Source organism: Mesorhizobium calcicola (assembly GCF_042682105.1).
Lineage (GTDB): Bacteria > Pseudomonadota > Alphaproteobacteria > Rhizobiales > Rhizobiaceae > Mesorhizobium > Mesorhizobium calcicola.
In genome coordinates this window covers 1-19,400 of record NZ_JBHUGY010000068.1, presented here as the reverse complement: position 1 = coordinate 19,400, position 19,400 = coordinate 1, and the positions used below count along the sequence as shown (strand labels likewise).

23 protein-coding genes and 2 pseudogenes are annotated in these 19,400 nt (G+C 63.1%); 16 read left to right on the top strand and 9 right to left on the bottom strand.

Annotation, left to right across the window (positions count from 1 at the left end):
- Together ACFSQT_RS34750 and ACFSQT_RS34745 are read left to right on the top strand one after the other, a co-directional pair.
- Positions 1 to 206 (top strand): ATP-binding protein (locus ACFSQT_RS34750; RefSeq protein ID WP_379026544.1); only part of this gene is annotated, 206 nt, incomplete at its 5' end.
- A gap of 234 nt (positions 207 to 440) precedes the next feature.
- Entirely contained in the window at positions 441 to 1,463 is a 1,023-nt protein-coding gene (locus ACFSQT_RS34745) for a glycosyltransferase family 4 protein (protein ID WP_379018206.1), read from the top strand.
- Between the two features lie 150 nt (positions 1,464 to 1,613).
- Here ACFSQT_RS34745 and ACFSQT_RS34740 read toward each other — a convergent pair whose 3' ends face one another.
- The gene (locus ACFSQT_RS34740) at positions 1,614 to 1,874 is read right to left on the bottom strand and encodes a hypothetical protein (RefSeq protein ID WP_379018207.1); all 261 of its coding nucleotides are present in this window, start codon (positions 1,872 to 1,874) and stop codon (positions 1,614 to 1,616) included.
- Here ACFSQT_RS34740 and ACFSQT_RS34735 point away from each other — a divergent pair.
- Complete coding sequence (locus ACFSQT_RS34735; RefSeq protein WP_379018208.1) at positions 1,867 to 2,754, top strand: hypothetical protein; 888 nt, start codon at positions 1,867 to 1,869, stop codon at positions 2,752 to 2,754. The genes ACFSQT_RS34740 and ACFSQT_RS34735 overlap by 8 nt on opposite strands.
- 132 nt (positions 2,755 to 2,886) lie before the next feature.
- Here ACFSQT_RS34735 and ACFSQT_RS34730 read toward each other — a convergent pair whose 3' ends face one another.
- The 3 genes from ACFSQT_RS34730 to ACFSQT_RS34720 all read right to left on the bottom strand — a co-directional run bounded on the left by ACFSQT_RS34730 (position 2,887) and on the right by ACFSQT_RS34720 (position 4,388).
- Positions 2,887 to 3,246, bottom strand: a complete 360-nt coding sequence (locus tag ACFSQT_RS34730; protein ID WP_379018209.1) for a tRNA-binding protein — start codon at positions 3,244 to 3,246, stop codon at positions 2,887 to 2,889.
- A gap of 24 nt (positions 3,247 to 3,270) precedes the next feature.
- Positions 3,271 to 3,771, bottom strand: a complete 501-nt coding sequence (locus ACFSQT_RS34725; protein ID WP_013893499.1) for a type III secretion system chaperone family protein — start codon at positions 3,769 to 3,771, stop codon at positions 3,271 to 3,273.
- A 323-nt stretch (positions 3,772 to 4,094) separates the two neighbouring features.
- The gene (locus ACFSQT_RS34720) at positions 4,095 to 4,388 is read right to left on the bottom strand and encodes an accessory factor UbiK family protein (RefSeq protein WP_379026542.1); all 294 of its coding nucleotides are present in this window, start codon (positions 4,386 to 4,388) and stop codon (positions 4,095 to 4,097) included.
- A 166-nt stretch (positions 4,389 to 4,554) separates the two neighbouring features.
- Here ACFSQT_RS34720 and ACFSQT_RS34715 point away from each other — a divergent pair, with 166 nt between their 5' ends.
- From ACFSQT_RS34715 to ACFSQT_RS34680, 8 genes are all read left to right on the top strand, one after another.
- A complete protein-coding gene (locus ACFSQT_RS34715; protein WP_379026546.1) occupies positions 4,555 to 4,815 on the top strand; it encodes a type II toxin-antitoxin system ParD family antitoxin in 261 nt (86 codons plus the stop codon).
- On the top strand, positions 4,812 to 5,114 hold the full coding sequence (locus ACFSQT_RS34710) for a type II toxin-antitoxin system RelE/ParE family toxin (protein WP_379026540.1): 303 nt from the start codon (positions 4,812 to 4,814) through the stop codon (positions 5,112 to 5,114). Before ACFSQT_RS34715 ends, ACFSQT_RS34710 begins: the two co-directional genes overlap by 4 nt.
- An 81-nt stretch (positions 5,115 to 5,195) precedes the next feature.
- Positions 5,196 to 6,050: a prolipoprotein diacylglyceryl transferase gene (lgt, locus tag ACFSQT_RS34705; RefSeq protein ID WP_379026538.1), complete on the top strand. Its 855-nt coding sequence runs from the start codon at positions 5,196 to 5,198 to the stop codon at positions 6,048 to 6,050.
- Positions 6,047 to 7,135, top strand: a complete 1,089-nt coding sequence (locus ACFSQT_RS34700) for a class I SAM-dependent methyltransferase (protein WP_379026536.1) — start codon at positions 6,047 to 6,049, stop codon at positions 7,133 to 7,135. Before lgt ends, ACFSQT_RS34700 begins: the two co-directional genes overlap by 4 nt.
- A gap of 133 nt (positions 7,136 to 7,268) precedes the next feature.
- On the top strand, positions 7,269 to 8,063 hold the full coding sequence (gene pgeF / locus ACFSQT_RS34695) for a peptidoglycan editing factor PgeF (protein WP_379026534.1): 795 nt from the start codon (positions 7,269 to 7,271) through the stop codon (positions 8,061 to 8,063).
- Positions 8,063 to 9,214, top strand: a complete 1,152-nt coding sequence (locus tag ACFSQT_RS34690) for a M24 family metallopeptidase (protein WP_379026532.1) — start codon at positions 8,063 to 8,065, stop codon at positions 9,212 to 9,214. The genes pgeF and ACFSQT_RS34690 overlap by 1 nt, the downstream gene beginning before the upstream one ends.
- Before the next feature lie 43 nt (positions 9,215 to 9,257).
- On the top strand, positions 9,258 to 9,869 hold the full coding sequence (locus tag ACFSQT_RS34685; protein ID WP_379026530.1) for a hypothetical protein: 612 nt from the start codon (positions 9,258 to 9,260) through the stop codon (positions 9,867 to 9,869).
- A gap of 156 nt (positions 9,870 to 10,025) precedes the next feature.
- Positions 10,026 to 10,961: a ribose-phosphate pyrophosphokinase gene (locus ACFSQT_RS34680; protein WP_379026528.1), complete on the top strand. Its 936-nt coding sequence runs from the start codon at positions 10,026 to 10,028 to the stop codon at positions 10,959 to 10,961.
- A 136-nt stretch (positions 10,962 to 11,097) separates the two neighbouring features.
- On the opposite strand, the gene ACFSQT_RS34675 is transcribed toward ACFSQT_RS34680, so the two are convergent.
- Positions 11,098 to 11,991, bottom strand: a complete 894-nt coding sequence (locus tag ACFSQT_RS34675) for an SDR family oxidoreductase (RefSeq protein ID WP_379026526.1) — start codon at positions 11,989 to 11,991, stop codon at positions 11,098 to 11,100.
- A gap of 125 nt (positions 11,992 to 12,116) precedes the next feature.
- On the opposite strand from ACFSQT_RS34675, the gene ACFSQT_RS34670 reads away from it, so the two are divergent.
- Positions 12,117 to 13,094, top strand: coding sequence for an AraC family transcriptional regulator (locus ACFSQT_RS34670; protein WP_379026524.1), 978 nt, complete (start codon positions 12,117 to 12,119; stop codon positions 13,092 to 13,094).
- A gap of 20 nt (positions 13,095 to 13,114) precedes the next feature.
- On the opposite strand, the gene ACFSQT_RS34665 is transcribed toward ACFSQT_RS34670, so the two are convergent.
- Complete coding sequence (locus tag ACFSQT_RS34665; RefSeq protein ID WP_379026522.1) at positions 13,115 to 13,993, bottom strand: AraC family transcriptional regulator; 879 nt, start codon at positions 13,991 to 13,993, stop codon at positions 13,115 to 13,117.
- 151 nt (positions 13,994 to 14,144) lie between these two features.
- Between ACFSQT_RS34665 and ACFSQT_RS34660 the strand changes: the two genes are divergently transcribed.
- Positions 14,145 to 15,389 carry an MFS transporter gene (locus tag ACFSQT_RS34660; RefSeq protein WP_379025816.1) on the top strand — a complete coding sequence of 415 codons (1,245 nt, stop codon included), beginning with the start codon at positions 14,145 to 14,147 and terminating at the stop codon, positions 15,387 to 15,389.
- Between the two features lie 227 nt (positions 15,390 to 15,616).
- Positions 15,617 to 16,366: an SDR family oxidoreductase gene (locus ACFSQT_RS34655; RefSeq protein WP_379025818.1), complete on the top strand. Its 750-nt coding sequence runs from the start codon at positions 15,617 to 15,619 to the stop codon at positions 16,364 to 16,366.
- A 69-nt stretch (positions 16,367 to 16,435) separates the two neighbouring features.
- On the opposite strand, the gene ACFSQT_RS34650 is transcribed toward ACFSQT_RS34655, so the two are convergent.
- Both ACFSQT_RS34650 and ACFSQT_RS34645 read right to left on the bottom strand, forming a co-directional pair.
- Entirely contained in the window at positions 16,436 to 17,299 is an 864-nt protein-coding gene (locus tag ACFSQT_RS34650) for an alpha/beta fold hydrolase (protein WP_379025820.1), read from the bottom strand.
- A 219-nt stretch (positions 17,300 to 17,518) separates the two neighbouring features.
- Positions 17,519 to 17,834 (bottom strand): annotated as a pseudogene (locus ACFSQT_RS34645) (ABC transporter transmembrane domain-containing protein); the annotation flags it as partial.
- A 205-nt stretch (positions 17,835 to 18,039) separates the two neighbouring features.
- On the opposite strand from ACFSQT_RS34645, the pseudogene rpmE reads away from it, so the two are divergent.
- Together rpmE and ACFSQT_RS34635 are read left to right on the top strand one after the other, a co-directional pair.
- A pseudogene (rpmE, locus tag ACFSQT_RS34640) lies at positions 18,040 to 18,263 on the top strand (50S ribosomal protein L31).
- 110 nt (positions 18,264 to 18,373) lie between these two features.
- A complete protein-coding gene (locus ACFSQT_RS34635; RefSeq protein ID WP_379023344.1) occupies positions 18,374 to 18,874 on the top strand; it encodes a hypothetical protein in 501 nt (166 codons plus the stop codon).
- Between the two features lie 2 nt (positions 18,875 to 18,876).
- Here the strand turns inward: ACFSQT_RS34635 and ACFSQT_RS34630 are convergent.
- On the bottom strand, positions 18,877 to 19,400 hold a 524-nt coding region (locus ACFSQT_RS34630; protein ID WP_379026520.1), incomplete at its 5' end, for a TetR/AcrR family transcriptional regulator.

Below are 19,400 nucleotides of genomic sequence, written 5' to 3'. Positions count from 1 at the left end.
GACGACGTCCAGGCATTCCCGCCGACAGGCGCGAAGACGTGTTCAAGCCCTTCGTGCGGCTCGATGAAGCCCGCAACCTCGATGCCAGCGGCACCGGGCTCGGCCTGTCGATCGCCCGCGACATTGCCCGCAGCCATGGCGGCGACATCACGCTCGACGACAGCCCGCTCGGCGGTTTGCGGGCCGTCATCAAGGTTCCGGCTTAATCGGAGCATGATCCCGAAAATGGAATCATGCTCAGCCAAGCGACGGCTTCATCCGCCCGTCATGAAACCATGGTGAAGAGCGCGCATGAAGCGCGCGACCTCAATTGATTCGGCCTTGCCGCCTCACTTCGATCCCCCCGCCCGGGTGCGCTGGAGCGAAGCGAGAGCAGCAGGCTGGTCGCCGTTCCGGCATCGTCTCAAGGCAACCGTCGACCTTTCAAGCAAAGGGCCGCCATGCGCATATTGATGGTCACCGACGCCTGGCGCCCGCAGGTCAACGGCGTCGTCCACACGCTGGAGCGGCTCGCCGAAACGCTGAAATCCTTCGATGTCGCGCTGGATTTCCTGACGCCGAACATCTTTCGCACGCTGCCCTTGCCGACCTATCCCGACATCCGGCTGGCGCTGACCACCCCCGGCCATGTCGCGCGCCTGATCGAAGCCCGCAAGGCGGACCACATCCACATCGTCACCGAGGGTCCGCTCGGCATCATGGCGCGGCGCTATTGCCGCCATGCCGGCCGGCCGTTCACCACCAGCTATCACACACGCTTTCCCGAATATCTCAGCGCCCGCCTGCCGGTGCCGGAAAGCTGGGCCTATCGCTGGCTGCGCGATTTCCACAATTCCGGCCAGGGTACGCTGGTTGCCACCCAGTCGCTCGCCGACGACCTTTCGGCGCGTGGCTTCAACAAGCTCAGGCCCTGGACGCGTGGCGTCGACACCGACCATTTCCGGCCGGACAAGAAGAAAGATCTCGGCTTCCCCGGCCCGGTCTTCCTCTGCGTCGGCCGCGTCGCCATCGAAAAGAACCTGAGCGCCTTCCTCGACCTCGACCTGCCCGGCAGCAAGGTGGTCGTCGGCGAAGGTCCCGAGCTTGCCAGGCTCAAGGCGAAATACCCGCAGGCGCATTTCCTCGGCCATCGCCCCAATGACGAACTGGCCGAGATCTATGCCTCGGCCGATGTCTTCGTCTTCCCCAGCCGCACCGACACCTTCGGCAACGTCATCATCGAGGCGCTGGCCAGCGGCACGCCGGTCGCCGCCTATCCGGTGACCGGGCCGATCGACATCGTCGGTGACGGCTTCGGTGGCGCGGTCTCGAACGATCTGCGCGCGGCGGCGCTTGCCGCCCTCAATGTCGACCGCGCCGAGGCGCGCGAACGCGCCATGCGCTATAGCTGGAAAGCCTGCGCGGAAATGTTTCTCGACACGGTCGAGGAAGCGCTGGGAACGACGCGCAAGCTGGCGGCGTGATGGAGCCGGCGCATAGGATGCAGTGAGATGCAGGCCGAGCCGGAACGGCGAGTTCCGATAACCGGGGCGGAGCATACTTTTGGGTATGTGGCGTCTGCCCCCGGCGATGCGGAGCGGCGGCTGTTGAGCGGCCTCTTCGATGGCGCCCACTCATACGTTTCCTTCAGGAATCCAGAACTTCGACAACTTGCCGATACTTTTAGACAAGTCTTCCGCGTGAAATTGTTGGGATGCATTGGGAGATGGTGCGCCGGCAAGCTTTAGTCGCCGAGAGCGCGCTCCTTGCGAGAGCTTGCGCGACAGTTCCTTGCGGTGCATTATTCTGCATCTGTAGTTCGCTGCGGGATTGACACCGATTTCAACGCTGGACCAGTCGCCTGCCGTATCGCCGAAGCGTCGCGTCTTGCGCATCAGCAAGACCGTTGCGAAGGTGTTCGGCTATTGCCGTGCGAATGCCTGGCCACTCTTCGTGACCGCCTGGTTTCCCTGCTTTCTGACGACGCTCTGTCTGGCGGCGCTTGCTCTTATTCTTTTTGCCGATCCGGGGCAGGTGCCCGGCTGGCTTCTATCGCGAGGCTTTGACTCCAGGACCTGGCTTTCCGCGATTGTTGCGACGCCGTTCTCGGCGATGGTCCTTGCGTTCGTTCTGGACCGCATGGCAAACGCGCCCGAGCGCGGTCGTGTCGTTGTTCGGCGCGGCGTTGAACGTGTCAGACGCTTCGCTGTCCCGGGCATGCGCTTTGAGCTCAGCCCGCGGATTCTCTTGGCTGCGTTGCTTCTCGCGGTGATCCAGCTTGTTTGCGGCTTTGCCGTCGCCGGCGAGCACAGACTGCTTGTGGCCGCCCTGCTGGCCACGCGTGACCTACCGCTCACCCCTGAGGACGTCGCGCCTTGGGTGTCGGCGATGGGAGTCTTCAACCTGTTGGCGGGTGCTTTCGTACTTGTCTGGACATATCTTTTTGTCGGTGATTTTCTCTGGACAGGATCGTTTGATCCTATCGGGTGCTGGCGTGCGCTGGATGGCAATCATCTGCGTTTCCTCGCCATAATGTTCATCGTTTTCGCAACAGTTGCCATACTCAAATGTGGGCTGGCCCTGGCCGTAGGCTTGATCCTAATTCCCGCGGATGCGGCGTCGCCTTCCTTCCTGACCCTTATGCTGATGCATTTCGGACTCGCCTGGCCGTTCGACGTCCTCCATCTCGTACTCTCGGCCGCAACGGTCGGAACCATTCTCGGCGCGTTTCGGCCTCCGGGTATGGCTTCAATCCGGCCGGCTGCCGCGCAATGATTGTGCCTGCCGGGGCTTCCTGGCGGCGCTGCGCTCGGCAAGGTTCTTTGAGCACGCCGGGCCAAGTTGCATCTGGCAGGAAAAGATCGAGCCAAGAGATGACGGATCCGGAGGGATTCTGCTCGTTGATTTTTAGAACAGCCGCCCGCCGTCCGGGACCTTCCGCTCGATGGCGCCAAGCACCACCGCGCCCTCTTCGTCGGGAAAGCCGAGTGTCAGCACTTCCGACATGAACGGGCCGATCTGGCGCGGTGGGAAATTGACCACCGCGAACACCTGCCGGCCGATCAGCGTTTCAGGCGCGTAGTATTTGGTGATCTGCGCCGACGATTTCTTGATGCCGATGCCTGCGCCGAAATCGATCTTCAGCTTGAACGCCGGCTTGCGCGCCTCGGGAAAAGGCTCTGCCTCGACGATCGTGCCGGCGCGGATGTCGACACGATCGAAGTCGGCAAAACTGATCTCGGGCTTGCGCTCGCTGCTCGAACTCATCTCTGCCTTCTGCCTTGCCGTCGCTCAGGCGTTGCCGTAGGTCTCGAACAGCACGCCGGCCAGCGCGTCCTTGGCCGAGGTCCCCGACCAGACGACGAACTGAAACGCCTGGAAATAGCATTCGCAGGCTTCCAGCGCCGACGACAGCAACACTTCGACCTGCTGGCTCGACGGCTCGACCCCGCCCGCCAGGAGCAGCGACTGGCGGAACATGATCGCGCCTTCCTGCTCCCAGAGGTCGAAATGACCGAACAGCATCTGTTCGTTGATCAGCGAGAGCAGCCGCATCACTTCGAGCGCGCGGGTCTCCGGCACCTTGATGTCGAAGGCGCAGGCCAGATGCAGCGCCTCGAAATCCTCCATCCACGAGAAGGAGACGTGATAGTCGGTCCAGCTGCCAGCAACCGAGATCGAGATCTCGTCGTCGCCAGCCCGCTCAAAGGACCAGTCGTTGTTGTGGGCCACCTGCTCGATAACATCCACCGGATGGATTTCGCGGGAGAATTCGAGTTCGAGAAGTTCCATGGAATGCTTCCTGTCGTTCTGAGGAGCGCCGCCACACGCTCCGCGGGAGGGCACACACAACGAACAATCTTGTCTAGAACTCGGACGGCCAGGACTTCTCGACGCAAAGACCCCAGACCGGACCCCACCGCCCGGCCGCATGACCCTGCTCCGAATCATGCAACAAATTCAGTCTATTGATCGGGAGTCGCGTGAACAGCCCAATTTTTCGCACTGCGTCATTCGCATGTGGAAAGCCGCTGTCACAAAGATTCATGCAATGCCGTTAAGCGATTCACGGCAAAGCGCTTTTCAGGATCGGGCCATGTGGAAAAGTTTAATGATTATTTTTTCGCGCGGGGCTTTGCCGGTGCGGCCTGTCCGGTCAATTCCGCAAGCTTCGCCTCGAGCGCCTCGATACGCTCGGCAAGGCGGGTGTTTTCTTCCCTGGCCTTGGCGGCCATCTCGCGCGCGGCCTCGAACTCTTCGCGCTGCACCACGTCCATGGTGTTGAGGATGCGCTCGGCCTGGCCCTTGAAGGCGGTTTCGACCTCGCGGCGCACGCCTTGCGCGGCCCCGGCGGCGTCGGTCATCAGCTTGGCGAATTCATCGAGAATGCGGTTCGGTCCGGTCGACATGGCAAATCCTCGCTTTGCTCGAATTGACGTAGTGGTGCCGTGCGCGGAATGCAAGAACGTTGAAGCCTGGTGCGGCATCAAGACGGATCAACCTCAACCGAAAATCCCCTGGCAAGCCTCATCAATAACTATTATTGCTCTAGAATGGTTTTGTTGGAGCACCGTCATGGCCATTAGCGCAGATTTGGGCGCCCGCCTCGAAGAAATCGTAAATCAGCTTGTCAGCACCGGCCGCTACAATTCGAAGAGCGAAGTGCTGCGTGAAGGCGTTCGCCTTGTCGAAGAGCGGGAGAAGCGCCTTGCCGCCCTCGACGCAGCCCTTGCAGAAGGCATTTCAGATGCCGACGCCGGTCGAGTGAAGCCGGGCGACGAGGTGCTGGACAGGCTTGAGGCCAAATACAAGGCGATGGCTGAGAAGAAAAGGTGAAGCGGCTGGTCTTCACCCGTCGGGCTGAAGCCGACCTTGCGGCTATTGGTGACTACATCGCGCTGCACAACCCGTTTCGTGTCGTGACGTTCATTCAGGACTTGCGCCGCGATTGCATGGAACTGCGCACCGTGCCGGAGCGGTATCCGCTCTTTGAGCGGCATCGATCCTCAGGCATTCGTCGGCGCGTCCACGGCAACTATTTGATTTTCTATCGCGTGAGCATCGACTCCGTGGAGATAGTTCACATCCTGCACGGTGCAACGGATATTGAAACGATCCTGTTTCCCGACAACTGACGGCAACCGCCTTGCCTTGACCCTGCCAAAACCCTGCCGCATGGTCCGCGCCCAATCGCGATCGCAACCGAGAGTTCCCTGTTGAACGACTATTTCCTGCTGCCGCTGGCCTCTCTGCCGTTCCCCAACATCAACCCGATCCTCATCCAGATCGGGCCGCTGGCGGTGCACTGGTACGGTGTCGGCTACATCGTCGGCATCCTGTTCGCCTGGTGGTACGCCAAGCGGCTCGCCGCCAACGCGAAGCTGTGGCCGAACGACGTCCTGCCTATGAAGCCGGAGGACCTCGACGATTTCATCGTCTGGGCGGCCATCGGCGTCGTGCTGGGCGGCCGCACCGGCTATGTTCTGTTCTACGACCTGCCGCGCTACCTCGCGCACCCGCTGGATATCTTCGCGGTCTGGCAGGGCGGCATGTCGTTCCATGGCGGCCTGCTCGGCGTCATACTGGCCATGACGCTGTTTTCCATCAAGCGCGGCATCCGCACCTGGTCGCTGTTCGATGTCGTGGCGGCTGGCGTTCCGGTCGGCCTTGGCCTGGTGCGCGTCGCCAACTTCATCAATTCCGAGCTCTGGGGTCGGCCGACGGACGTGCCCTGGGCGATCGAATTCCCCAATGGCGGGCCGTTTGCCCGCCATCCGAGCCAGCTCTACGAGGCCCTGCTCGAAGGTTTGGTGTTGTTCCTCGTCCTGCGCATCCTCACTCATTCGCGCCTCAAGCTGAAGACGCCGCGCTTCGTCGCGGGCGCCTTCCTCTGCGGCTATGGCCTGTCGCGCATCTTCGTCGAGTTCTTCCGTGAACCCGACCAGCAGCTCGGCTATCTCCTCGGCACGAACTGGCTGACCATGGGCATGATCCTGTCGTCGCCAATGGTGCTGGTCGGCATCTGGGCGATGGTGACCGCCAAACCGGTGCCGCAACCGCAGCCCGCATGACACGGCTGAAGACCCGCATCGTCGACCTGATCGAGGCGTTGGGGCCGCTTCCCGTCAACGAATACATGGCGCTGTGCCTGTTCGACCCGCAGGATGGCTACTACACGACGCGCGAGCCCTTCGGCGTGGCCGGCGACTTCATCACCGCGCCCGAGATCAGCCAGATGTTCGGCGAACTCGTCGCCGTCTGGCTCTACCAGGCCTGGCTGGCCAGCGGCCGGCCGCTGCCTGTCACCATCGCCGAGATCGGCCCTGGCCGCGGCACGCTGATGAAGGACATGCTGCGCACGCTATCGCGGCTTGATCCCGAAATGGCCAACGGCGCCGCCTTCGCCATGATCGAGACCAGCCCACGCCTGACGGAGGTCCAGAAACAGACGCTTGGCGTGACACCCTTCGCGATCGGCTGGCACGAGACCATCGACACGTTGCGGCAAGTGCCGCTTTTCATCGTCGGCAACGAATTGTTTGACGCCGTGCCCATCCGCCAGTTCGTCCGCGCCGGTGCCGGCTGGCGCGAACGCATGATCGGTCTCGACGAGGCCAACGAGCTGCGCTTCTTCGCCGGCGCCGGTTCGGTCGACCCGACGCTGCTGCCCGCCGATGCCGCTGACGCGCCGCAAGGCGCGATCGTCGAGGTCGCTCCCGCCCGCGCAGCCCTCATGACAGCCATCGCTGAGCGCATCTCCAGGCATGGCGGCGCCGGCCTTTTCCTCGATTACGGCCACCTCCAGCCAGGTCTCGGCGACACGCTGCAGGCCCTGCGCAGGCACAATCACGAGGATGTGCTGGCCAATCCCGGCGCGGCCGACCTGACGACCCATGTCGATTTCGCCGCCCTTGCCGCAATCGTCCGCGCGCACGGTCTCGACGCCCATCTGTCGACGCAGGGCGACTTCCTGCTCGGCATGGGCATTCTCGAGCGTGCCGGCCGGCTCGGCGCCGATGCCGGCCAGGCGGCGCGCGACAAGATCGCGAACGACGTCGAACGGCTCGCCGGCCCGCAAGCGATGGGCGAGCTGTTCAAGGTGCTTGCGGTGCTGCCGCGCGGCGTGGCCGTCCCGCCCTTTGCCACGGCGGATTGACTTTTAGTCGCGGCCCCTCCCAATCTCCCGTCCGGCAAAGAGCGTCCGGCCCGCTGGCCGAACGCTGCCCTGCCTTCTTATCCACGAAGCACTTCTTCTTGACGAAACCGCCCACACAGACAACAACGCCCGCATGCTGAATCAGACCAAACCGGATCCCGTTCGGTCGCCCCTGCTGGACAAGGCGCGGGCGCAAGGCATCCGCCACGGCTATTTCACCCGCGTTGGCGGTGCCTCCAGCGGCATCTACCAGGGTCTCAACATCGGCACCGGATCGAGTGACGACCAGGCGCTGGTCGCCGAGAACCGCAGCCGCGTCGCTGCCTGGATGGGTGTGCCGGCGAGCCATCTGTTGACCGCCTGGCAGATCCATTCACCCGACGTCATCATCGTGAACGAGCCCTTTGCCGGCGAGCGCCCCAAGGCCGACGCCATCGTCACCGACCGGCCGGGCATCGCCATCGGCGCCTCGACCGCCGATTGCGGTCCGGTGCTGTTTGCGGATGCTGAAAAGCGCATCGTCGGCGCCGCGCATGCCGGCTGGAAAGGCGCCTTCACCGGCGTGCTCGAAAACACCATTCTGGCCATGGAAAGCCTTGGCGCCCGACGCGAAAACATCGTTGCGGTGCTCGGCCCCTCGATCGGTCCCGAGAACTATGAGGTAGGGCCGGAATTCATCGCCCGCTTCGTCGAGGCCGATGCTGAAAACATCCGCTATTTCGCGCCCTCCGCCAACGCCGGCCATGCGATGTTCGACCTCAACCGCTACACGGTCGACCGGTTGGCCAAGGCCGGCGTGACGGCTGAAGGCCTCGGCCGCTGCACCTATGCCGAGGAAGATCTGTTTTACTCCTACCGGCGCACCACGCACCGCAAGGAGCCCGATTACGGCCGGCAGGTTTCGGCAATCGTTTTGGAGAGGGAATAATGGCGCTGCATTTTGAACGTTCGGAATTCGACGCGCGGCGCGACCGGCTGATGATCGAGATGGCCGAGAAGAAGCTCGATGCCATCCTGCTGTTCGCACAGGAAAGCATGTACTGGCTGACCGGCTACGACACGTTCGGCTTCTGCTTCTTCCAGTGCCTGGTGGTGAAGGCCGACGGTTCGATGGTGCTTTTGACCCGCTCGGCCGATCTGCGCCAGGCGCGCCAGACCTCGATCATCGACAACATCGTGCTGTGGACCGACCGCAATGGCGCCAATCCGGCGGTCGACCTGCGCAATCTGCTCAACGAACTCGACCTGCTCGGCGCCCGCATCGGCGTCGAATACGACACCCACGGGCTGACCGCCTATAATGGCCGCCGGCTGGACGAGCAGTTGCAGACCTTCGGCCAGATCGCCGATGCGTCCGGCATCGTCGGCCGGCTGCGGCTGTTCAAGAGCCCGGCCGAGATCGCCAAGGCCGAGAAGGCCGCCAATCTCTCCGACGACGCATTGGACGCGGCCTTGCCGCTGATCAAGCAGGGCGGCGACGAAGCGCTGATCCTGGCCGCCATGCAGGGTGCGATCTTTGCCGGCGGCGGCGACTATCCGGCCAACGAGTTCATCATCGGCTCCGGCGTCGATGCGCTGCTGTGCCGCTACAAGTCCGGCCGCCGCAAGCTCACCAAGAACGACCAGCTGACGCTCGAATGGGCTGGCGTGTTCAACCACTACCATGCGCCGATGATGCGCACGGTGCTCACCGGCAAGGTCTCGAAACGCCATCAGGAGCTGTTCGACGCCGCCCGCGCGGCACTTCTGGCCGTCGAAAAGGCGATGACCCCGGGCAGCAGCTTCGGCGATGTGTTCGACGCCCACGCCCGCACCATGGAGACGCACGGCCTGACCAAGCACCGGCTGAACGCCTGCGGCTATTCGGTCGGTGCCCGCTTCACGCCGTCCTGGATGGACATGCCGATGTTCTATCAGGGCAACCCCGAGCCCATCGCGCCGAATATGACGCTGTTCGCCCACATGATCATCATGGATTCCGACACCGAGACGGCGATGACGCTTGGCCGCACCTACCTGACCACCGAATCCCAGCCGAAGCCGCTGTCCCGCCATGATCTCGACTTGATCGTACAGTGAATCCATAATGGGAGGCGTTCTTCGCCAAGGAGTTAGAAGGCAAATGAGACGATCGCATGTGACGACCGTGTCATTGCTTGTGGCATTGGCTCTTGCCGCCTGCACCAACGCAAAGGACGTTCTTGAACCGTCTGCCATCACGCCGCCAGCGACGCCAGCCACCCAGGGCAGCGCCGCCCCGTCGCCGGCCGACCCCGCCACGACCATTGCGGGCGCTCCTGCGACCACCACCACACCGGTCACGCCGGCCCAAAGCGCTGCCATCCTGTCGAAGACCCGCCTGCAGATCGCGCCGATCGTCGGCGCTTCGGTGGAAGCCGCGACGCCGCTGACGGCGGAACTGCAGACGCGCGCCAGGCAGCGCGGCATCACGCTCGCCGGCAGCGCCGATCAGACCCCGACCCATGTGCTGAAGGGTTACTTCTCGGCGATGTCGGAAGGCAAGGACACCACCGTTATCTACGTCTGGGATGTCTATGACCCGGCCGGCAATCGCTTGCACCGCATCAACGGCCAGCAGAAAGCGCCGTCGGGCAATTCCGGCGATAGCAGCGGCGGCGACAGCTGGAAGGCGGTCTCGCCGGCCACCATGCAGGCGATCGCCGACCAGACCATCGACCAGTTCGCGGCCTGGCTCAGCGGCAAGGCAGGCTGAGGGTGTTGCCGGCTGGCGATGGCGCGATGCTTTCTTGAGATTAGCTGGCGGATTCCCGATCTCGGCGCTTGCAATACCGGCACGGGCCGCTAAAAGCCCGGTTAAAGGGCGCAGGCGAGTCCGTCAGGTCTCTCTATCCTCCACCAGGAACGCTGCATGAAACTCTTCGCGGGCAATTCCAACAGGGTGCTGGCCGAAGCGGTCGCCCGCTATCTCAACATCCCGCTGGGCAAGGCCACTGTCAGGCGCTTCGCCGACCAGGAAATCTTCGTCGAAATTCAGGAAAACGTGCGCGGCGAGGATGTCTTCATCCTGCAATCGACCTCCTTCCCGACCAACGATCACCTGATGGAACTGCTCATCATGATCGATGCCTTCATGCGCTCGTCGGCCAAGCGCATCACGGCGGTGATTCCCTATTTCGGCTACGCCAGGCAGGATCGCCGCGCCTCCGGCCGCACGCCGATCTCGGCCAAGCTGGTCGCCAACATGATCACCCGCGCCGGCGTCGACCGCGTTTTGACGCTCGACCTGCATGCTGGACAGATCCAGGGCTTTTTCGACATCCCGACCGACAATCTGTTTTCGGTGCCGGTCATGGCTCGCGACGTTAAGGCGAAATACAAGCAGCTCGGCAATGTCGTGGTGGTATCGCCCGATATCGGCGGCGTGGTGCGCGCCCGTGCGCTGGCCAAGCGCTTCGACGCGCAACTGGCCATTGTCGACAAGCGCCGCGAGCGTCCGGGCGAATCGGAAGTCATGAACATCATCGGCGCCGTCGCCGGCAAGGATTGCTTGCTGATCGACGACATCGTCGATTCCGGCGGCACGCTGTGCAATGCCGCCGATGCGCTGCTGGCCAACGGCGCCACCAGTGTCACCGCCTATATCACCCACGGTGTCTTGTCTGGAGGCGCTGTCGCCCGCATCAGCAGCTCGAAGCTGCAGGAACTGGTGATCACCGATTCCATCCAGCCGACGCAAGGCGTGCTTGACGCCCCCAACATCCGCGTCATCTCGATCGCCGATCTGATGGGCGAAGCCATCTCGCGCACGGCGACCGAGGAATCGGTGTCGAGCCTGTTCGACTAGAGCAGTTCACCGTTTCACGGAAATGGCGAACCGCGCTAACTCTTTGTTTTGACGCAATTCCCTAGGGAAAGCGCTACGCGCTTCCCGGGAAAACCGTTTCACACTTTTTCCTGGAATTGCTCCAGGCCAGCGTGGCTCAGCCTTCGAAGTAGCCGGGACGATCGAGGTCGGCAATCAACCCTGGCTGCTTCGGCTGCCATCCCAGCACTTGTCTTGTCTGCTCGCCCGAACTCGGCCAGTCCAGGCCAAAGAAGTGGGCAAGGAAGCCGAAATGATCGGCCGCTTCCTCGCGGGTCTTGGACACCACCGGCAGGTTCAGGCGGCGGCCGATGATCTCGGCGATCTCCCGCGTCGGCACGCCCTGATCGGCGACGGCATGGTATCTGGCTCCGCCAACTCCTCTTTCCAGCGCCAGTCTGAACAGCGTGGCGGCATCAAGCCGGTGCACTGCCGGCCAGCGGTTCATTCCGTCGCCGATATAGGCCGAGACACCCTTCTGACGCGCGATGCCGATCAGCATCGGAACGAAGCCGTGATCGCCATCGCCGTGCACGGATGGCGAAAGGCGCACGGTCGAAGCGCGCACCCCACGCGTCACCAAGGCTTCGGCCGTCACTTCCGAAGCGCGGGGATAGGAGGCGGAGGTGGGCATTGGATCATTGTCCTCGGTCGCAATGCCACCTGTCCTCACCAGTGCCAGCCCAGAGGTGACGAGCAGCGGCCGCTCGGAGCCTTCGAGCTCCGCGCCGAGTGTTTCGATGGCGCGCCGGTCGGCCTCGCAATTCGCCGCGAATCTAGAGAAGTCGTGGTTGAAGGCGGTGTGGATGACGCCATCCGATTGGGCCGCTCCGCTGCGCAGGCTTTCCAGGTCCTCGATATCGCCGCGATGCGCCTGTGCACCAACTGCGACGAGCGAATGGGCTCCCGCATCCGAACGGGCGAGGCCAAGCACCTGATGGCCCGCTCCAACGAGCTCCCGCACAACGGCGGAGCCGACAAAACCGGTGGCACCGGTCACAAATACACGCATGGCAATTTCTCCTTTGTTTCGTTCGGGGCTGCACGGGCAACCCGTAGCCAAAGGAGATAGAGGGTTGAGGTAATACGATCTATGCTGTAAAGTCCGTATTATCTTCGCAATCGTCCGGAATGCCCATGGATCCGCTCTCAGACGTGCTGTCGCTGCTGAAGCCGCGCAATTACCTCTCCGCCGGCCTGGAGGCCGGTGGCGACTGGTCGATCCAGTTCCCCGACCAGCAGGCAGCCATCAAATGCGGTGCCGTGGTGTCGGGCCGATGCTGGCTGTCGGTGGAGGGCGTCGCGGATGCGGTCCGGCTGGAGACGGGCGACTGTTTCCTGCTGCCGCGCGGACGTCCTTTCCGCCTTGCCAGCGACATGGACCTGCCCCCTGTCGACGCCCGCACGATCTTTTCCCCTGCCCGCACCGGTGGCATCACGTCGCATAATGGCGGCGGCGATTTCCTTCTCGTCAGCAGCCGCTTCGCCCTGTCCGGCGACCATGCCGGCATCCTGTTGCGGATGCTGCCGCCCATCGTCCACATCCGCAGCGAGCCCGACCATTCGGCGCTGCGCTGGCCGGTGGAGCGGATGATGCAGGAGCTGCGTGAGCGGCGACCGGGCGGCTTTCTCATCGTCGAGCACCTCGCCCACATGATCCTGATCGAGGCCCTGCGCCTGCATATGGCGGAGGGCTTGCGAGGCGGCGTCGGCTGGCTGTTTGCGCTGGCCGACAAACAGATCGGCGCGGCGATCGGTGCTATGCACGACGATCCGGCGCATGGCTGGACTTTGCAGGCGCTGGCGGAGCGCGCCGGCATGTCGCGGTCGACTCTTGCCCTGAAATTCAAGGCGATGGTCGGCGCTTCGCCGATGGACTACCTGACACGTTGGCGCATGCTGCTGGCCGGCGACAGGCTGGCGAGTTCCAGCGATCCTGTTTCCGTTATTGCGCTCTCGCTCGGCTACGAATCCGAAAGCGCCTTCAGCACCGCCTTCAAGCGGGTGATGGGCTGTTCGCCACGGCAACATGGCCGTGGTCGGTCATCGGCTGCCGCCTCACATGGCGAGGTCGAGATCATCCGCGCCAGCCTGCCCGAGCCGGTCGCGGGTTGAAAAGTCGCGCATCGCCGAAATCACGGGCTTTCCAGACGAAGCGAACCGCTTGGCCGACGTATGCCTTCGCCGCTGTCGCGCGCACCGCGCATATAGCCGCGCGGCGAGGAGCCAAGCATGCGCTTGAACATGGTGATGAAGGCCGGCACGCTGTCATAGCCGAGATCGAGCGCCACCCTGGTGATCGGCTCGCCATCGGCCAGCCGCGGCAGCGCCGCGAACAGGCAGGCCTGCTGGCGCCATGTCGACAGCGACAGGCCGGTCTGGCGTTGGAAGGCGCGGGTGAAGGAGCGGCGGCTCATCCCGGCGGCATCGGCCCATTCGTCGATCGTCGCATGCGGCGAAGGTGCCGCCACGAAACGCCGGCAGAGCGCCGCCAGCCTGGGATCGGACGGGAACGGCAGGCCAAGCGGCCGTTCCGGCAGGGTCGGGATTTCATGCAGCAGGAGATTCATGATCAGCCCGCCACGTCCCTCCAGCACGCCGCCTTGCGGCAGCTTTTCGGATTCCACGATCAGGCTGTGCATCAGGTCGGTGACGCCGACGACGCGCAAGCCTTCCGGCAACCCGGGAATAGATTGCGGCATGACATAGACCGAACGCATCGAGACATCGCCCAGCATCTCGACGGAATGCTCGGTGCCGGCCGGAATCCACATCGCGTGATCGGGTGGCACCATCCAGCGTCCATGCCGCGTCGTCACCAGCACGACGCCGACCAGCGCATGCAGCAGCTGGCTGCGACTGTGGCGGTGTTGCGGCACATGGTAGCCATCGGGATATTCCGTCGGCAACGCCACCGCCGGTCCGGACGCTTGTTCCAGCCACTGCCACCGGCTCTCGTGCAACCGCCCGAGATCGGCATTGCCGGCGTGAAAGATTTCCTTGCCGTGCGGCATTGGTATGGCCCACTTGCGAAACTATTGGACCAAACCACGAAAGAAGTCGCCCCGCAAGCAGCTTATAAGGCAACCGTCCCTAAGGCGGCCCGCAGCAGCGCCCGCCAAGCTACCCGCGGGCGTGCCCGCCAAAAAGACCACGGAGCCTGCCTTGACCGATACGACAGCCGCCAGCGTCGCGCCACCAGCGACCGTCAGTCACGCTTCAGCCCAGGCGACGGCCTTCACCGTCATCCTGGCGGTGAGCTTCTGCCATTCCATCAACGACATCATGCAGTCGCTACTATCGGCCATCTATCCCTTGCTGAAAGAGAATTACGGCCTCGATTTCTGGCAGATCGGCCTCCTGACCTTCACCTTCCAGGTGACCGCGTCGCTGCTGCAGCCGGTGATCGGCATGATCACCGACAAGCGGCCGATGCCCTATTCGCTGCCCTATGGCATGGCGTCGTCGCTGATCGGCCTGATCGTGCTGGCCTATGCCGGGCACTATTCGCTGCTTCTGATCGGCGCCTCGCTGATCGGTATCGGCTCGGCGATCTTCCATCCGGAATCCTCGCGCATCGCCCGCTTCGCCTCCGGCGGCCGCTTCGGCCTGGCGCAGTCGCTGTTCCAGGTCGGCGGCAATTTCGGCCAGTCCATGGGGCCGCTGCTGGCTGCCTTCATCGTCGTGCCGTTCGGCCAGGCGAGCATCTCATGGTTCGCCGTCGGCTCGCTGATCGGCATCATCGTGCTGTGGCAAGTCGGCGGCTGGTACAGTCGCCTGCGCGCCGCACAGGGCAACCGCAAGGCGGCAAGCTTCGTCTCACCCTTCCCGCGCCGCAAGGTGATGTGGGCATTGGCGGTGCTGACGCTGCTGGTGCTGAGCAAGAACGCCTACATCGCCAGCCTTGCCAGCTACTACACCTTTTATTCGATCCATAAGTTCGGCGTTTCGGTGCAGATGTCGCAGGTCATGCTGTTCCTGTTCCTCGGCGCCTCGGCACTAGGCATCCTGATTGGCGGCCCTTTCGGCGACCGCTATGGGCAGAAGGCGATGATCTGGTTCTCGATCGTCGGCGTGCTGCCCTTCACCCTGGCCCTGCCCTACGCCAACCTCGAATGGACGATGGTGCTGACGGTGCTGATCGGCCTGATCCTGTCGTCGGCCTTCTCCAACATCGTCGTGTTTGCGCAGGAGTTGGTGCCGGGACGTGTCGGCATGATTGCCGGTATCTTCTTCGGCTTCGCTTTCGGCATGGGCGGCATCGCCGCCGCCGTGCTTGGCGTCGTCGCCGACATGAAGGGCATCGAGTTCGTCTTTCAGATCTGCTCGTATCTGCCGCTGCTCGGCCTGCTGACGGTGTTCCTGCCGAACATGAAGGAAGCGAGGAAGCCGGAGGCTGCGATCGCCTGATATCAGCCAGTCTTCAGGATTTCGACGTGAGGGCGTGGCAGCGGCCACGCCCTCAACAATTCTTTCGTCATGCGCCAAGTATAAGCCTGTTATTGTTCGAAACACGTGCAACAAATGGCGCTGACGGCAGGGCTGAGTCAGTGAACGCCTTCAAGTTGAACATAAGGTACCGGGCTCGGCGCGACTGATCGATGCGCAGCGCTCCGAGTCAGGAAAGGCAATCTGTTATGTCCAGACTTAAAGGCAAGGCCGCGCTGATTACGGGTGGCACCAGCGGCATCGGCCTGGTGACGGCGCGACGTTTCATCGAGGAAGGCGCGCGTGTCGCCATCACCGGCACCAATGCGGGCCGTCTCGAGGAGGCGCGCAACATCTTGGGCGGCGATGTGCTTGTCATCGCCTCCGACGCCGGAGATGCCGCCGCCCAAAGCGACATTGCAGGGCGGATCGGGGAAACCTTCGGCAAGCTCGACGCTCTCTTCCTCAACGCCGGCATCGCCGATCTTCGTCCGCTTGGCGACTGGACCGAGGCAGCGTTCGACAGGAGCATCGATGTCGACCTCAAGGGGCCGTACTTCCTGGTCAAGGCGCTCGTTCCCCTGTTTTCGAACCCGTCATCGATCATCCTCAGCGGCTCGGTCAACGCGCATATGGGAATGGCAGGAACGCATGTCTATTCGCTGGCAAAAGCTGGCATGATTTCGCTGGCGCGAACGCTGTCGGGCGAACTGATCGGGCGCGGCATTCGCGCCAATGTAATCAGCCCTGGCCCGATCGACACACCGCTCAATGACAAACTTGGGCTGGATCCGGCAGCGGCGAAAGCCCGTGCGAAAGCGGTGGTCGGCCTGGTGCCTGCCGGCCGTTTCGGAACCGCCGAGGAAATTGCCAATGCCGTGGTGTTTCTGGCCTCGGACGAATGCCCGTTCATGGTCGGTGCGGAAATGCTGATCGACGGCGGCTTGAGCATCGCCTGAAATCGGCGGGGGCTTAGACAAAAGCACCCGCCTGATGGCGGGTGCTTTCGTCTGTGACGTCGAAATATCCTACGCCTTGAAGAAGGCCAGCAGGTCGGCGTTGATGATATCGGCATGGGTCGTGGCCATGCCGTGCGGGAAGCCCTTGTAGACCTTGAGCTCGCCCTTCTTGAGCAGCTTGATCGCCAGCAGTGCGGAGTCGGCGATGGGGACGATCTGGTCGTCGTCGCCGTGCATGACCAGCACCGGCACGTCGATTGCCTTCAGGTCTTCGGTGAAGTCGGTCTCCGAGAACGCCTTGATGCAATCGTAATGCGCCTTGGTGCCGCCCATCATGCCCTGGCGCCACCAATTGTCGATGACACCTTGCGAGACTTCCGCGCCCGGGCGGTTGAAGCCGTAGAACGGACCGGCCGGAACGTCGCGGAAGAACTGGGCGCGGTTGGCCGCCTGCGCCGAGCGGAAGCCGTCGAAAACCTCGAGCGGCAGGCCGCCGGGATTGGCCGCGGTCTTGAGCATGATTGGCGGCACCGCGCCGATCAGCACCGCCTTGGCGACACGGCCGCCGGCGCCATACTGGGCGACATAGCGCGCCACTTCGCCGCCACCGGTCGAATGGCCGACATGGATGGCGTCCTTGAGGTCCAGATGCGCCGCCAGTGCCGCGACATCGGCGGCATAGGTGTCCATCTCGTTGCCGATATCCGTCTGGGTCGAGCGGCCGTGACCGCGGCGATCATGGGCAATGACGCGGTAGCCCTTGGACAGGAAGAACAGCATCTGGGCGTCCCAGTCGTCGCTGCTCAATGGCCAGCCGTGATGGAAGACGATCGGCTGACCGGTCCCCCAGTCCTTGTAGTAGATCTGCGTTCCGTCCTTGGTGGTGATCGTGCCGCTGCCGGAGCCGGGCTTGGATTGCGAGGCTTGGTTCATCTCAATCTCCTTCTCTTGTTGTCACGATAATTAATATCGCAATATCGACAGGCCTAGCGCAGCTCGAACCCCTTGTCCACGGACAATATGTATCGCGATATCATTTTTCGTGGTATACACTTGACGCCTGTATTGGCCAGAAGGAATACGCCGTGCCTCTCCCGTTGGACAATCAACTCTGTTTTACGCTCTACGCCACCAGCATGGCGATCAACCGCACCTGATATCGGCGACGACGCGCTCGCCGAGCGTGATGACGAAATAGTAGCGGACCGGCCGATGCCGCCGCCAGCACCGCGGCCATCGCCACCAGGGCGGCGAAATATTCGGCGATGAAGATGGTGTTGGCCGACGAGAAACCATGATCGATCATGCGCCGCACGGCCAGCGGCAGCGCCAGCGTCGTTGCCGCGGCGATGACCAGCGAAATGAGCGCGCCGACGACCAGCGTGCGATAATGCCTGATGTACGGGAACAGGCGCCTGAGCGGCTTGAGCGAGCGCCGGCGCTCGTCTGCGCTGCTGGGTTGCGCCATTCTCACGTTTCCTCTAGCCGGCTTGGGCCATGCGCCTCAATATGCACTTGCCGCGGCCTTGTGATTCAATTCCGGCTGATGTATAGGCTCGCCGACCGTTTTAGAAGCCGTGGCTCCTCAATAGCTGTGGCTTCGAGTTTTAAAAAGGGGCGCATCGACGCAGGCTTATGCCCGTCGGCGGCGCCGGCAAGCCAGGAACCGAACCATGAAGACCGACATCCATCCCGATTACCACACCATCAAGGTCGTCATGACCGACTGGCACCGAATACATGACCCGTTCGACCTGGGGCAAGGAAGGCGATACGATGAACCTCGATATCGACCCGACCACCCATCCGGCCTGGACCGGCGGCCAGCAGACCCTGCTCGATCGGCGGCGGCCGCCTGTCGAAGTTCAAGAAGCGTTTCGAAGGTTTCGGCCTCTAAGCCCGACGACCTTTTTCGCAGATCGGAAACCCGCCTTCGAGGCGGGTTTTTTGTTGACTGCGGATAACTCACAGCACGAGGGTCAACATTGCTGGCGAGAGGGAGGCAACATGCTGAAGTTCGACGATGCACGATGGTCCGGCCTCAAGGGTGGATACAAGGTTGTCTATGATCCACGACCGGCCTTGCGAGCGCTGGCTCTCCGTTACGATGACAAGGCTGTCTGGGACGAACTCTGGAACGAATTGCATCACCAGGGCGATGTAGGTGACGCGTCTTACGCGGCGATCCCGGAAATCATCAGCATCTCCACAGAACATGTCCCAGCAAATTGGGGAGCCTACGGTCTGGCCGCGACCATCGAGGAAGCGCGATTGTTCGACAACCGAAACCCGCCGATCCCGGATTGGATCGAACCGCACTACAAAGCCGCTTGGCAGACGCTCTTTAAATTGGCTTTGCGGGATCTGGAAACTCAGACTGACCAAACCAGCGTGACCTGTGCCTTGGCTGTTGTCGCGCTCCATCGCGGTATGCTCGGCCTTGCCCGAATGGTGATGTGCACGGAGGACGAGCGCGCGGAAATGCTCCGGAGTTATCTCGGCCGCTAGCCCTACCCGTCCAACAATTCCCGCAGCGCCATCCGCTTGTAGGCGGCGACCAGCCTGTCGCCCTCCTGCCTGTCGACCGAGATCGCCAGCCGCACGGCGGCCTCGCCCATCTGCCAGACCAGAAACGCCGTGGTTTCCAGCGCCGCCGGATCGGCAGCCGGCCGCAACCGCTTCAGCACCGCGGTGAGGAATTCGGCATTGGCCCGGCTGTCGGCGAGTTCGAGCTGGCGCAGCGCCTTGTCGGCCTGCGTGCCTGACCAGATGTCGCGCATCACCGGCTCGGCCAGGAACAGCCCGTAGTAGATATCGACCAGCTCCGAAAACGCCCGTCGCAGGCCTTCGGCGTCGCCGACGTCGGCGAGTGCCGCCGAAATGCAGGCCTGGCTTTCGGCGGTGTAGCGCTCGGCCAGCGCCCAGATGATCGCCCGCTTGTCCGGAAAGAACTGGTAGAGCGAGCCGATCGACACCCCTGCCCGCTCCGCCACTTCACCCATGCGCATGGCGTCGCTGCCTTGCTCGGCGATCA